Source organism: Halorientalis persicus (genome assembly GCF_900110215.1).
GTDB lineage: Archaea > Halobacteriota > Halobacteria > Halobacteriales > Haloarculaceae > Halorientalis > Halorientalis persica.
Genome location: NZ_FOCX01000009.1, coordinates 147,155 through 160,887, shown reverse-complemented (window position 1 = coordinate 160,887; position 13,733 = coordinate 147,155). Strand labels below are relative to the sequence as shown.

Sequence of the window (13,733 nt, the reverse complement as noted above, 5' to 3'; positions counted from 1 at the left end):
CGACCACCCAGTGAAGTTCACCAACGAGGGCGTCCAACTCGACCATCAACCGCAGAACAACTACGAGTGGTACGTCAAAATCCCGCACCACGACGACTACCACCTCTGGATCCCCACCGCCGCAAACCCCGAGCAACGCCCGTGGCTGGAAGCGTTGCACGCGGGTGACGCCGAGATGGGTGAGTGTCGGCTACTGGAACGCGACGGCAAGTGGTATCTGCACGTCACCGCGACCCGCGATCTCGAGAAGCGGTCGGCGTCTGACCCTACAGACCGGACGCCGGTCGGGGTGGACATCGGGGATGCTGCCTTGGCTACGGTGTGTCACCGTGACGAGCGCGGCACCCCGACCGCTCCCGATATCTACAGCGACGAGGCATCGCAGGTACGGTACCTCCGCAAGACGTACTTCTCGGCCACCCACCGCCTCCAGCGGCGCGAGAGCGAACGGATTGCGGAGGAGTATGGTGACAGTCTCTGGGAGCGCATCGACCACATCATCCACCGTGTCTCGCGGCAGGTGGTTGAACGCGCCCAACAGGTCGATTATCCCGTGCTGGTACTGGAGAATCTCCGGTACATCCGCGAGAACTTGGACTACGACGCGTTCATGAACCGCCGACTGCACGGGTGGGCGTTCGCCAAACTCCACGCACAAATCCAGTACAAGGCCGAAGAAGTCGGGGTTCCCGTCGCAACGGTGAATCCCCGGAACACGTCCAGAGAGTGCCACGTCTGTGGCGAGACAGGGACACGGCCACAGCAGGCGACGTTCCGATGCACGAACGACGAGTGTTGGGTCGGAGAGTATCAGGCGGACGTAAATGCCGCGCTCAACATCGCAGACCGCTACCGTAGCGGAGAGAGCCAGCCCCAAACCGACCAAGATTCCGGTCAGAAGACGGCTGGCGATGACTCGGCTACGGATGGGGCCTCATTGACCGGGCCACAAGACAGCCACTCCGAGGGCGAAACCCGCCTGGCGACGAGTGGAACGCATACGTCTTGAAACCTCGAAGTGCCAGTAGCCTGGCCCGAAATCCCATGTGGGGATTCCACGGCGTTTAAGCCGTGGAGGAGGTCAACGATCATGTACTCGACCTCTCCTTGTTCGAACCGGAGATTGAGGGGCATAGGTACGACACCAGCTTTCATGGCCCCGTAGAATCCGAAAATGAACGCCGGGACGTTGGGCATGTAGATTGCCATGTGATCTCCAGGCCCTAGCCCGTGGGCTGTGAGGACGTTTACAAATTGACTCGCGCGATCGTCGATTTCGCTCCAGGTGAACGTCTGGTCTTCGAAGAACAGTGCTGGGGCGTCAGGTTGGCTGCGAGCTTGGAGCTCTAGTTCCGTCGCGAAGTTCATGGGTGCTATTGTCAAACAATCTCCATAGTTCTTTCTGTCGGTAGTATCGGAAGCGGTGTCTGGGGTAGAGCGACGTGTTGTGGAGTATGGCGAAGACGCTGAGCACAATCTGGTTGAACTGGCGGTACTTCGATGGGGGATCGTTGTCAGAAGCACCTGGTTCGGTATCTGAATAGACCGGATTACGCTCGATGTGCTTTCGATTTTCCCACGGTTTTCGCTCGTACTTGCAGTCGAGATGTTCGAGCAGCCGGTCGGACCACGGCCCGCGGTCCCCTCGCACCAGCGGGCGACTGCGACATCGTTCGCGGATGTCCTCCAGAAACAGCAATACAGTGAGGCCTGATCGACCAGGCGAGATGTTGCCGGCTAGAATCTCTAACGCATCGGTTCGACTGCCGCACGAGCTGAGTCCTGTCACCCTTGCACGGCCGGCCAAACGGATGGGTGGTTCACACACTCCGGTCTCCAATCGCGAGTGGCCACGTGTCGCTGTCGCTGTCGAGCGCTGCCAGAACCTCGTCCACGGCACGGTATGTGCCATCGACGCTTTCGACATCTCCCTGTTGCTGGAGGTGTTCGAGGTGGGCGTACGCCTCGCCTGCGCCGACGAGGATGTGGAACCCGTCAAGTCCGCCGAAGAGTTCAGTGCAGACTGTCCAGACGTCTGCAGGCCCGATACGGTCCAGAATCGACAGGATTCGACCCGCACGCTGTTCGTGGTGTGCGATGATCTGGCGAGCACGATTCGACGGATTTGCGATCGGTGTCCGGTGTCCTGGCCACCCGCAGTCGTATTCGGCCGCCTCGAGGTAACGGAGGGACGAGAGGTACTGGTCGAGCGGTTGGTCCAACCGGGCGTCCGTCCCGCCGATATTTGGTGTGTAGTTCGGTAAGAGCGTGTCTCCCGTGATGATTTCCCGTCGTCCCGTGGCGTCGGTCGTGCTTCTCCCGAGCGCAAAACAGACGGACCCTGCAGTGTGGCCCGGTGTATGGCGAACTTCGAGAATCTGATCGCCAATAGTGAATGTCTCACCGTCTCCGAACGTCGTCACCGACGAAACCGAGGGGTACTCGGCGACTTCCGCTCGTTCCCGATGTGCAAACAGCTGTTGGCGTTTCGCTGCTGGTACACCCCACGATTCGAGACGCGACTGTTGCGTACTCGTGTACGACTCCCATACTTCCTCGTCGGCCCTAGCCAACGGTGCATCACACTCGTGGATACGTACCGTGGCCCCGCTCGTCTCCTGGAGTACTCCCGCGAGGCCCGAGTGATCGGGATGCCAATGCGTAAGGAATATTTCGTCGATGTCGGCGACCGTTACCTCGTGGTTCTCGAGGGCAGCCCGGAGGGCCGACTCCCGAGACTGTTCTCCCGTATCGATAAGCACTGTCTCAGTAGCAGTATCGAACAAATAGACGTTGTTGGCGCCTTCGAGTTCGTCGTTCTCTAAGGAAATTCGCTCCATTTGCTATGAGGGTATTGCTTGGGTAATGTGAACGTTACCATGCGAGGCCGAGGCGAGACGAACAGGGCTGGGAGCAGGTCGCCGGACCTGCGACTTTCGCCAGTTATCGGACCACACTGGTGTCCAGTTTCACGCGTTCATCGATCGTGCCGACGTCGCTGTGAGTGACTCAAGATAAAACTCTAACTGGAGGCCGCTTTGTTACGGTAACCTGGGAGCTGCCCTTCTCGCTCACCGCTTGCTCGGTTTGCTTCTTGGGGGCTTCGTGTTCTGTGTTTCCCCGTTAGGGCGGGGTCTTCGCGTGCAAAAATTAAAGGTTGTTACTTGTCCTTTGGGGAGTATGTCATACGAGACACTGACGTACGAACGCGATGCTGGGGTCGCCGAAATAACACTCGATCAGCCTGAGAAGCACAATCCGTTGAGTAACGCCGCCGCCCTGGAACTCACTGCAGCCCTCGAGCGAGCGCACGATGACAACGACACGACCGTCGTCGTGCTGACGGGGGCTGGTGAGTCGTTCAGTGCAGGTGGTGATATCGAGGAGTTCCGCGACCAGATGGACAAACGGGCAACCGAGTTGTTCGAAGAGGGTCGGGCTTCGGCGGAACTGTTCCAGCTGTTGGCGAGGTACGAAAAGCCCATCGTCGGAGCCATTACCGGCAGCGCATTTGGCGGCGGGTGTGGCCTCGTCGCTGCCTGCGACCTGGCATATGCATCCGAACGCGCACAGTTCGGCACGACTGAAATCACGCTCGGGTTGTTCCCGATGGTCATCCTTCCGGCACTCAGAACGGCGCTGGGCGATCAGAAAACGCTCGAACTGGCGCTCACCGGCAGGCGAATCGAGGCGGACGAGGCCGAGGACATCGGTCTCGTCACGGAAACGGTCGCCGACGGGACCGTCCTCGATCGGGCCCGTGAGACAGCACGCGAACTCGCTGGCCGGAGCCCGCTCGCGCTCACCCTGGGCCTCCACGCGTTCAATGAAACCACTGACATGCCTGCCGAGCGGGCTATCGAGACGTTGAACGCATATCGGGTCCTCTTCTACAAGAGCCACGACCTCAAGGAAGGTGCCGAGGCGTTCCTCGAGGACCGAGATCCGGAGTGGAAAGGGGTGTAGAATGCATCGAGAACTATATAGACGCAAGCTAGTGGGTTAGCCGAACGAGTCGCTCGGTCGGTGTCTCACCCTTGGTCGCACACCGAGGCATGCACTCCGTCGGCATCGACATCGACGGTACACACGCCCTCTGTGTCGAGGTAGTGGAGGTAGGCTGCCGCGACCAGTGTCAGGAACGGTAGTGTCGTCTCGCCAGCGTTGAGCGTTTCTTCGGCCAATTCACGGGCGGTCGTCTCACCACGGGCGCGTACGCCGTCGCGGAGTTTCCGTTCCGTTTGCCGGTCTTTCTGGATACAGTCGGCGATGCGTTCGGTGGGGGCAGACAGTTCAGGGCCGTGGCCCGGCACGAGGCGGTTGAGGTCCAACGTCTGCAGTCGCGAGAGCGACTTTTTGTACGCGCCGACGTCCCAGTATAGCGGTGCGTACATGAAATGACCATTCTCGGAGATTATATCGCCCGAGAACAACGTCCCTGATTCGCGGTGATACAACGACATGTGCTGGACCGAGTGTCCTGGTGTATGGACCACTTCACACTCGTAATCACCCAGACGGACGGTGTCACCGTCGGAGACGGTGCGCTCGATGGTCACGTCGGAATACGGCTCCTCCAGCGGGAAGAATACGTCGTAGAATGCCTTCTGCTGCTGCAGTAGAGAATCGGGAAGTCCCGCAGAGAGTCGCTGCATATCTTGCCGGGCCTCTCGGAGGTACGACTCGACATCGTTTAGGATGGCCGGCGTTCCATCGTACACGACGTGCGGAAGGTCGGCCAGTTCCGGAACGGTGACGGAGCCGCCGAAGTGGTCGACGTGCGGATGGGTGAGGACGACGCGCTCGATACCGGTGAGGTCGCCCTCGCGAATAGCCTGTTCGACCGATGCACGCTGGGACATGTGGCCTGTGTCGATGAGCGTGTCTCCAATCCGAACGGCGTTCACTGTACCCGCGGCCGGCTGTTGGAACTCGAATCGCTCGTACTCCATCGTAATTGGTGACACTCCCGGCCCATATCAATCACTCGGCCAGCCTGTGACGTACAGAGACGGGACAACCGACGAGCGTGACCAGTTTCTGTGGTGTTCGCAGACGTACTCTGTGGGGCATTCACGTTCGCCTCGATATTAAGGTGGTACCCAGCCGGTTCGGCCCCACCGCCGAAGCTCGAATGGGACGAACCCTCGTTACAGGAAAAACTATATGTGATTAACGTTTTGTTGTTAACAATCACCATGATGGAGACACAGCTGACCTAGGATACAATCGTAGACCGGGCGGTCTCGCTGTACCCCCAGCGCGAGATCGTGACGAAAACGCTCGACGGGTCACTGCACCGGTATACGTACGCCGACGCCTACGACCGTATGTGTCAGTTGGCGCACGCGCTGGACGACCTCGGCCTCGAACGGGGCGACCGGATCGCCTCGGTGGCGATGAACAACTACCGGCACCTGGAACTGTACTTCGGCCCGGCCTGCAGCGGGCGCAGTCTTCACATGTGTAACCCGCGCCTCCCGGACGACCACTTCCAGTATATCATCAACGACGCGGCGGACAGCGTCGTCTTCCTCGACCCGCCGTTCGTCGAGAAGGTCGCACAGAACGCCGACGAGTTCGAGTCGGTCGAACAGTACGTCGTCCTTTCCGATGAGGTACCGGAGGGAACGCCACTCGAGCCGGTCGTCGCCTACGAGGACCTGCTGGCTGACCAGCCCACGGAGTACGACTGGCCCGCCCTCGACGAAGACGAGGAGTGTGGAATGTGTTACACGTCGGGGACGACGGGCAAACCCAAGGGCGTCGAGTATTCTCACCGCGGCGTGTATCTTCACTCGATGGCCTCCGGGCTCGCCGATGGTAACGGCATCAGCGAGTCCGACGTCGTGATGCCGGTCGTCCCGATGTTCCACGCCAACGGCTGGGGCGTCCCGTACGCAGCGACCCTGTTCGGCGCGACGCAGGTTCTCCCGGGCGTCCACACGGATCCCGAGCCGCTCGCGCGACTCATCGACGACGAGGACGTGACGATGTCGGCGGCCGTCCCGACGATCTGGCTGGGGATGGCAGAGTTCCTCGAGGAGAACCCCGAGGTCGACATCTCGAGCATCGACCGCCTCACCGTGGGCGGATCCGCGCCTCCGGAGTCGCTCATCCGGAAGTACGACGAGGAGTACGACGCACCGATCCTCCAGGGCTGGGGAATGACCGAGATGTCGCCGCTCGGATCGCTTTCGATTCTCCGCCGCGAACTGGCGGAGGCTGATCCCGACGAACAGTACGCCTACCGCGCGAAGGCCGGGATCCCCGTTCCTGGCATCCAGACCCGCATTCGCGACGAGGACGGTAACGAAGTCCCTCGCGACGGGGAGACGTTCGGCGAACTCGAGGTGCGCGGTCCGTGGGTCACAGACAGCTATCACAACCGACCGGAAGCGAACGCGGAATCGTTCACCGACGACGGCTGGTTCAAGACGGGCGATATCGCGACGATGGACGACTTGGGGTACATCGACCTCGTCGACCGTGACAAGGACGTCATCAAGTCCGGCGGCGAGTGGATCTCGTCCGTCGACCTCGAGAACGCCCTGATGGCCCACGAAGCCGTGAGCGAAGCGACGGTCATCGCCGTCGACCACGAGAAGTGGCAGGAGCGGCCGATGGCGTGTGTCGTCCTCCGGGAGGGAGCGGACGCGACGCCGGCGGAACTGGAGGCCCACCTCGCCGAATCGTTCCCGGACTGGTGGCTCCCGGACGAATACATGTTCCTGGACCAAATTCCCCAAACCAGCACGGGGAAGTTCGACAAGAAAGTACTGCGAGAGCGGTTCGACGACGTCGTACTGGAAGCCACGGAGGACGAGTAGAGACAATGAGGGTCGGGCCCTAGTGGCGCTCGAACGGTGGCGACGGTCGCGGTTTGTCGAACGCGCAACTCACTGAGGGGCGAACGCGTCGATCAGGTCCTCGACGGCGTCTCGACTGGCTGTAAACGGGGGCCACAGAATAGGAAGATCTGCACCGGCTTCGTAGTATGGAGCGAGGCGTTCCCGGCAGGTCTCAGGGGTTCCATAGACGGCGAACTCATCGACGAGTTCGTCTGTGATGGCGTCAGCAGCCGCCTCCCGGTCGCCGGAGCGCCATCGCTCGTGGGCTTCGTTGGCGGGCTCTCCGAACCCGTGGTCATGTAGGAGGCGATTGTACCCCATCGCCATCTCCTGTGCGAGCAGGTCTTTGACGCGCTGTTTGGCGACCGCAGGTTCGTCTGCGACCGCTGCGGGGATCCACGGCGCTATCGTTGGGGCGGGCCGTCCAGCATCCTCGGCAGTCGACGTGAGTGCGTCGGCGTACTGTTCAAGTTTCGAAAACGGAGTGAAAACCGGCATCCACCCGTCGGCGAACTCACCAGTGAGGCGGCGGTTCTGTTCCCCCATTGCCGCGTTGAAAACCGGGAGCGTGTCCGATCGGGCGTCAAACCCGACCGAATACGGCCCGACATCGAACACGTCGCCATGGTACTCGACCGTGTCGCCGTCGACGACTTGCCGGATAATCTCGATCGCTTCGCGTGCTCGTCGCAACGGCTGCTCGAACTCGAGGCCATGCCACTCCGTGACGATCGGTGGGGAACTCACGCCGACCCCGAGTATCGCCCGCCCGTCGGATATCGCATCGAGCGTAACGCCGCTCATCCCCAGGAGACTCGGTGATCTGGAGAAGACGTTCGCGATTCCCGTTCCGAGTCGGATGGCCTCCGTCTCGCGCGCAATCGCGCTGAGGACTGCAATCGAGTTCGTCCCGGACGTTTCGCCTTTCCACACCGAGTGATACCCCCGTCGCTCGGCGTGTCGGGCAAACGCTATCATCTCGTCGATGCTGAAGCCTGCCAGTTCGTCGGGAATGACGAGTCCAACCTGTGGCATTGTCTGGCTATTACGACAGACGTACAAAGCAATTTGGTTAACGCACAAGACTTCACGGGGATTCCCTTGTTTGGTCACACATCGCTCGAATCCCCGACTCACCGTCGGTGGAGGGAGCTCGTCCGCGCCCGACAATTATAGAACGGGCCCCCAGAGTCCTCCCAGCACGCGTTTCCGACACTACCGGTTTGGGAGCAATCTGTAACCCCCGTGAGCGACCAGTTACTCCGCTAGGAACGCCACGTCCCATGACGGGAGTGGTCCCCTCCGGAATACGTTCACTCCGCCGAAAGGCGAACGATTGCATCACCTGTGACAACGCTATCACCTTCCTCGACAACCACCTCCGCGATGTCGCCGGCTCGTGAGGCGACCACGTCGTTTTCCATTTTCATCGACTCGAGAACGCACACACGCTCACCGGCGGTAATCGTATCACCCTCCTCGACATCAACCGAGAGGACAGTTCCATCCATCCCGGCCGTGATAACGTTCTCATCGTCGCTGTCGATCGCCCCGGCTCCCGCCGACGAGGACGAGGAGCTTTCGTTGTCCGGGCTCTCGTCGGCTGCTCCATCACGAGACGTCGCGTCACGCCCCGTCGATCCGCCGGTCCGGTCGACCGTTACCGATGCCCCCGCCTGGGTGCGAGTGCCCCCGGCGATTCTGACGTCGAACTGTTTGCCGCCGACCGTAACTGTCAGCGTCCGTGCCGGGTCGTCGGTCTCGGTCGTGTCCTGCCCCCACCGTTCAACTGCACGCTCGAGCCGTTCGCCGTCGAGTTCCTCGTCGAGGTAGGTCGTCGTGTGCATGCCGTCAACGAACGGATCGTCGCTGAGCATGAGCCTGTGGAAGGGAATGGTAGTGGGGATACCAGCGAGGTCAAATTCGGCAAGTGCGCGTCGAGACCGCTGGATGCACTCCCTGCGATCCGATGCACGGACGATGAGCTTTCCGATCATCGAGTCGTATTCGCCGCTGATTTCGTCGCCCTCACGGATGGAATCGTCGACACGCACGCCAATTCGACCCGGGGGATCGTACTGCGTGATGGTCCCTGTAGCCGGGTCGAAGTCGGCGGCGATGTCTTCGGCATTGATTCGGAACTCCATCGCGTGGCCGTCAACGTCGACCTCGTCTTGAGCGAAGGTCAGCTCCTCGCCGGCGGCGACTTTGAGCTGCCATTTCACGATGTCGATGCCCGTCAACTCCTCTGTGACAGTGTGTTCGACCTGGATGCGCGTGTTGACCTCGAGGAAGTAGAAGTCCGTATCAGGACCGAGTTTGTCATCGGGGTCCCGAGTGGGGTTTTCATCGACGAGGAACTCGACGGTTCCCGCGTTCGTGTAGCCCGCCTCGTGGACACCTTGGCGGGCAGCCTCACCGATTTGCTCTCGGAGGTCGTCGGTCAAGGCAGGACTTGGTCCTTCCTCGATGATTTTCTGGTGACGGCGCTGTAACGAACAGTCTCGCTCCCCGAGATGTCGGACGTTCTCATAGTCATCGGCGAGGATCTGCACTTCGACGTGGCGCGGTGTTTCAAGATATCGCTCCAGATAGACCGAATCGTTATCGAAGTATGCTTCTCCTTCACGTTGTGCACTCGTCAGTTGTGCTTCGATTTCGTCTTCGCCCCGAACGATCTTCATGCCGCGGCCGCCCCCACCTCCTTCGGCCTTGATCGCTATCGGGTAGCCGTGTTCGTCGGCGAACGCCCGGACCTCTTCAGGGGTCTGGACGGGCTCAATCGTTCCCGGAACGATTGGCACATCAGCTGCGTCCATCAGTTGTCGGGCCTCGGTCTTCTCCCCGAGCCGAGTCATAGCCTCGGCCGAAGGGCCGATCCACGTGATACCATCAGTCTCTGCTACCTGTCGAGCGAACGCAGCGTTCTCGGCGAGGAAGCCGTAGCCGGGATGGATTGCGTCGGCGTCGGCCTCCTGAGCCGCGTCAATGATGGCGTCTCCATCGAGATACGACTCCGCAGCACGTGCTGGTCCGACCCGGTAGGATTCATCGGCGTACCGAACGTGTCCCGCGTCTTCATCGGCTTCACTGTAGATAGCCACTGGCGTCACATCGAGTTCCCGACATGCGGCCATGACGCGCACCGCGATTTCCCCTCTGTTGGCAACGAGAACTTTCTCGAACATTACGGGTCATCAGACTGGCCACCCACATTTAGTTTTTCTTCCGGCAACGGTGCCGTCCGATCCGAATCCGGCGATGGATTATTATGCTCGACTTCAGTGCGTTCTCTATGGACATCGAAGGTGAGTTCTCGGAGACCACCGACCAGGAACTGGAGGCGATGGCGACTGCACTCTCGAAACACTTCGGCAGCGACGTTTCTCTCGTTGAGGAGGGGAGCGGCCGCGTCGTCGCCTCGAAAGACCGTATTGGTCTCCCCCGGCGCCAGTCACCTGATACCGTCGAGCCCGCGACCGAACGCGAATGCGAGGTTCTCGAAGAGATCGAGACGATCCTCAAGGGTGGCCCCGAGCGCGGACACGAAAAGCTCGAACAGATAGGCAAGCTGTTCGTCCGGGAACGTATCGACCGGCTGTTCGACGAGATCCTGTTCGAGGACGGAACGTTCGCCAATTACGAAGCCGAAGAGAACCTCGCGACTGACGCCATTGTTACCGGGGCGGGGGTGATCAATGACCGAAAGGTGTTCTTCGCCGCCAACGACTACACGGTCAAGGCAGGGACGATCGCCGACAAATCGATCGAGAAGCTCGTCCGGATGCAAGAACATGCAATCGAGGCGAAGGCGCCAATCGTCTATCTTATCGACTCGAGCGGGGGCAGGATCGACGTTCAATCCACGTTCTACGCCGATCGGTATCACGGCGGCAAACAGTTCTACAACCAGTGTATCATGTCCGGCCGTGTTCCACAGATTGCCATCATGTATGGGCCGAATTTCGCCGGAACTGCCTATCAGCCCGTCTTCAGTGACTATCTCATCATGGTCAGGGACATCAGTGCGATGGCCATCGCAAGCCCCAGGATGGTCGAGATGGTCACCGGAACGGAGACGTCGATCGACGACCTTGGAAGTCCCGACATGCACGCCCGCCATACCGGCAGCGTCGACATCGTCGTCGACGACGAGGCCGAGGCGGCAGGAACGGTCCACGATCTCCTCGAGTACCTTCCACAAAATTACAGCCAGCAACCCCCACAAGTAAGCGGCCGCAGACCCGCCGAGGACCCCACAGCTGTAGACACGATCATCCCGGACGAACCGAACGCCCCCTACGACGTCCACCGACTCATCGACCACCTCGTTGACGAGGAGTCGTTCTTGGAATTGAAGCCTGAGTTCGCGCCAGAGATGATAACGGGACTCGCCCGCATCGACGGAAGGCCGATTGGCGTGATAGCGAACCAGCCAGAGGTTAAGTCTGGCGCCATCTATCCTGACTCCAGCCTGAAAGGCGCTGGATTCATCTGGCAGTGTGACGCCTACAATATCCCGTTGCTGTATCTCTGTGACTCGCCCGGATATATGGTTGGAGAGCAGATCGAGCGGGAGGGGATCCTCCAGAAGGGACGGAAACTGGTGTATGCCACGTCCTGTGCCACGGTGCCGAAGGTCTCGGTGTTCGTGCGGAAAGGGTACGGTGCGGCGACCTACGCGATGGCGAGTCCGGCATTCGACACTGATTCGACACTCGCGCTCCCGAGCAGCGAAATCGCCGTGATGGGGCCGAAGGCAGCGGTCAACGCGGTTTACGCGAACAAGTTAGCTGACATCGACGACCCGGAGCAGCGAGCACAACGGGAGAAAGAACTGCGAGAAGAGTACCGCGAGGACATCGACATCCACAAACTCGCCTCTGAGATGGTCGTCGACGAACTCGTCCCGCCACGAGACCTCCGCGCAGAAATCGCCAATCGATTCGAGATGTACGATGGAAAGGAGAAGCATCGCCCGGACCGAAAACACGGCGCGATGCTGTTCTGAACAGCCACCGTCCACTGTCGGGTTCGTCTCCGCTGTCGACACCCCCCCAGAGTCTTTAAGCCGTCACATCCCAACACGGTTAGCAGCATGATACGCATCGGATACCCTTCCGGCTACTGGGGCGACGATCAGGCAGCACCATCGCGGATGCTCGAGTCGGCGGCCGATCTCGACTATCTCGCGATGGACTACCTCGCGGAGATCACGATGGCCATCCTCAAACGCCAGCAGGAACGGGACGAGACCCTGGGATACGCTCGGGACTTTCCAGCACTGGTCGAAAAGTTACTCGAGGACCTCGTGGACCAGGACGTGACGCTACTGGCGAACGCGGGCGGCGTCAACCCGGAGTCGTGTAAGGATGCCGTAATGGAGGTCGCAGCGAACGCTGACGCCGACGTATCTGTGGCGGCCGTGGCCGGCGACGAAATCCTCGAACGCATCCCGGGCCTCCGCGAACAGGGTATCGAATTCGACAACATGGATTCCGGACGGTCGTTCGAGACGGTCGCAGACGATCTCGTTGCTGCCAACGCTTACCTCGGGTCGTTTCCAATTGCGGAGGCACTCGACGAGGGGGCAGATATCGTCGTGACAGGACGGTGTATCGACGCCGCCCTGGCAATGGGACCGATGATTCACGAATTCGGATGGGACCCCGATCAGTACGACAATCTGGCGAGCGGGTTGGTCGCTGGGCACCTCCTCGAGTGCGGTGCGCAGGTGACTGGCGGTGTCTTCCTCGATGACTGGGAGGATGTCGATTTCATGGAGATGGGGTACCCGATCGTCGAGATGGACGCGGACGGCGAATTCGTCGTGACCAAGCCCGACGGGACGGGGGGACTCGTGAACGAAGCGACTGTTAAAGAACAACTCGTGTACGAGATCAAGGATCCGAACGCCTATCACACGCCCGACGTCACGGCCGACTTCACGACGCCACAGCTCAACCAGGTCGGCGAGAACCGCGTCCGGGTAACTGGATGTGAGGGAACGGCACCGCCGGAATCGCTTAAAGTGAGTGCGCTCTATCGCGACGGATACAAAGCGCAACTGCTGCTTACCTACTCGTGGCCAGATGCACTGAACAAGGCAGAGCGAGCCGACGACGTGATTCGCGGGCGACTCGACCGTGCGGATGTGGCCCTCAGCGAAATCCGGACGGAGTACGTCGGATACAACGGTTGTCATGACGGAATCAGCCCCCGTCCGGAGGATCCAAACGAGATCGTCCTCCGAATCGCCGTAAAAGCCGATGGGAAGGAGGCGATCGATTCGTTCGGGAAAACTGCGATTCCGATCGCGATCGCAGGGCCGCCGAACGTCACGCCGCTCGTGTCGGGGAGACCGGACCCCGAGCCCGTCCTCTCGTTTTGGCCCTGTACCATTCCTCGCGACGCCGTCGAACCAACACTCACTGTCGAGTCGACGGGGGTGAACTGACATGCTCGAATTACGCGAGATCGCACATGCACGCTCGGGTGACAAAGGCAACATCGCCAACATCGGCGTAATCGCCAAGGAGCCGGAATATTATCCGATCATCGAGGAACACGTCACGGCAGCGCGGGTCAAGGATCACTTCGGGGACTTGTGTGAAGGCGAGGTCGAACGATACCCGATGCAAAACATCCATGCATTCAATTTCGTTCTCCACGAAGCGCTTGGAGGTGGTGGCGTGGGATCGTTGTACCTCGACAATCAGGGAAAGACCTACAGCGGCGCCATCCTCCGGATGGAACTGGACGTCAGTATCGACACCGACGACTGACACCCGTCCGGTTGGCCAGTCGTAGGACCCGCTTCCGCACCGTTGTCACATCGGAACCGCCGTCCGCAGCGACCCCGAATATTTAATTTGGCGTGGG

At 60.5% G+C, this 13,733-nt stretch carries 11 protein-coding genes; 6 read left to right on the top strand and 5 right to left on the bottom strand.

Annotated elements, in window-relative coordinates:
- Positions 1-1,009 (top strand): RNA-guided endonuclease TnpB family protein (locus tag BMX17_RS11715; protein ID WP_092660222.1); only part of this gene is annotated, 1,009 nt, incomplete at its 5' end.
- Here BMX17_RS11715 and BMX17_RS27505 read toward each other — a convergent pair.
- Together BMX17_RS27505 and BMX17_RS11705 are read right to left on the bottom strand one after the other, a co-directional pair.
- On the bottom strand, positions 895-1,368 hold the full coding sequence (locus tag BMX17_RS27505; RefSeq protein WP_092660194.1) for an AMP-binding protein: 474 nt from the start codon (positions 1,366-1,368) through the stop codon (positions 895-897). The genes BMX17_RS11715 and BMX17_RS27505 overlap by 115 nt on opposite strands.
- A gap of 452 nt (positions 1,369-1,820) precedes the next feature.
- Complete coding sequence (locus BMX17_RS11705) at positions 1,821-2,840, bottom strand: MBL fold metallo-hydrolase (RefSeq protein ID WP_092660192.1); 1,020 nt, start codon at positions 2,838-2,840, stop codon at positions 1,821-1,823.
- Between the two features lie 340 nt (positions 2,841-3,180).
- On the opposite strand from BMX17_RS11705, the gene BMX17_RS11700 reads away from it, so the two are divergent.
- A complete protein-coding gene (locus tag BMX17_RS11700) occupies positions 3,181-3,966 on the top strand; it encodes an enoyl-CoA hydratase/isomerase family protein (protein WP_092660190.1) in 786 nt (261 codons plus the stop codon).
- 65 nt (positions 3,967-4,031) lie between these two features.
- Here BMX17_RS11700 and BMX17_RS11695 read toward each other — a convergent pair whose 3' ends face one another.
- Positions 4,032-4,952, bottom strand: a complete 921-nt coding sequence (locus tag BMX17_RS11695) for an MBL fold metallo-hydrolase (RefSeq protein ID WP_092660188.1) — start codon at positions 4,950-4,952, stop codon at positions 4,032-4,034.
- Between the two features lie 276 nt (positions 4,953-5,228).
- Between BMX17_RS11695 and BMX17_RS11690 the strand changes: the two genes are divergently transcribed.
- The gene (locus BMX17_RS11690) at positions 5,229-6,830 is read left to right on the top strand and encodes a long-chain fatty acid--CoA ligase (RefSeq protein ID WP_211611328.1); all 1,602 of its coding nucleotides are present in this window, start codon (positions 5,229-5,231) and stop codon (positions 6,828-6,830) included.
- Between the two features lie 69 nt (positions 6,831-6,899).
- Here BMX17_RS11690 and BMX17_RS11685 read toward each other — a convergent pair whose 3' ends face one another.
- Both BMX17_RS11685 and BMX17_RS11680 read right to left on the bottom strand, forming a co-directional pair.
- On the bottom strand, positions 6,900-7,886 hold the full coding sequence (locus BMX17_RS11685) for an LLM class flavin-dependent oxidoreductase (protein ID WP_092660186.1): 987 nt from the start codon (positions 7,884-7,886) through the stop codon (positions 6,900-6,902).
- A gap of 278 nt (positions 7,887-8,164) precedes the next feature.
- Entirely contained in the window at positions 8,165-10,039 is a 1,875-nt protein-coding gene (locus BMX17_RS11680) for an acetyl/propionyl/methylcrotonyl-CoA carboxylase subunit alpha (protein WP_092660184.1), read from the bottom strand.
- 158 nt (positions 10,040-10,197) lie between these two features.
- Here BMX17_RS11680 and BMX17_RS11675 point away from each other — a divergent pair, with 158 nt between their 5' ends.
- The 3 genes from BMX17_RS11675 to BMX17_RS11665 all read left to right on the top strand — a co-directional run bounded on the left by BMX17_RS11675 (position 10,198) and on the right by BMX17_RS11665 (position 13,636).
- Entirely contained in the window at positions 10,198-11,862 is a 1,665-nt protein-coding gene (locus BMX17_RS11675) for an acyl-CoA carboxylase subunit beta (RefSeq protein WP_244514995.1), read from the top strand.
- 87 nt (positions 11,863-11,949) lie between these two features.
- On the top strand, positions 11,950-13,308 hold the full coding sequence (locus BMX17_RS11670) for an acyclic terpene utilization AtuA family protein (RefSeq protein ID WP_092660182.1): 1,359 nt from the start codon (positions 11,950-11,952) through the stop codon (positions 13,306-13,308).
- 1 nt (position 13,309) lies between these two features.
- A complete protein-coding gene (locus BMX17_RS11665; protein ID WP_092660180.1) occupies positions 13,310-13,636 on the top strand; it encodes an AtuA-related protein in 327 nt (108 codons plus the stop codon).
- Positions 13,637-13,733: the final 97 nt, after the last annotated feature.

Excerpts from the sequence above, each read along its gene's own strand:
- BMX17_RS27505 (WP_092660194.1), bottom strand. The coding sequence starts at position 1,368 with ATGAACTTCGCGACGGAACTAGAGCTCCAAGCTCGCAGCCAACCTGAC.
- BMX17_RS11705 (WP_092660192.1), bottom strand. The coding sequence starts at position 2,840 with ATGGAGCGAATTTCCTTAGAGAACGACGAACTCGAAGGCGCCAACAAC.
- BMX17_RS11700 (WP_092660190.1), top strand. The coding sequence starts at position 3,181 with ATGTCATACGAGACACTGACGTACGAACGCGATGCTGGGGTCGCCGAA.
- BMX17_RS11695 (WP_092660188.1), bottom strand. The coding sequence starts at position 4,952 with ATGGAGTACGAGCGATTCGAGTTCCAACAGCCGGCCGCGGGTACAGTG.
- BMX17_RS11685 (WP_092660186.1), bottom strand. The coding sequence starts at position 7,886 with ATGCCACAGGTTGGACTCGTCATTCCCGACGAACTGGCAGGCTTCAGC.
- BMX17_RS11680 (WP_092660184.1), bottom strand. The coding sequence starts at position 10,039 with ATGTTCGAGAAAGTTCTCGTTGCCAACAGAGGGGAAATCGCGGTGCGC.
- BMX17_RS11675 (WP_244514995.1), top strand. The coding sequence starts at position 10,198 with ATGGCGACTGCACTCTCGAAACACTTCGGCAGCGACGTTTCTCTCGTT.
- BMX17_RS11670 (WP_092660182.1), top strand. The coding sequence starts at position 11,950 with ATGATACGCATCGGATACCCTTCCGGCTACTGGGGCGACGATCAGGCA.
- BMX17_RS11665 (WP_092660180.1), top strand. The coding sequence starts at position 13,310 with ATGCTCGAATTACGCGAGATCGCACATGCACGCTCGGGTGACAAAGGC.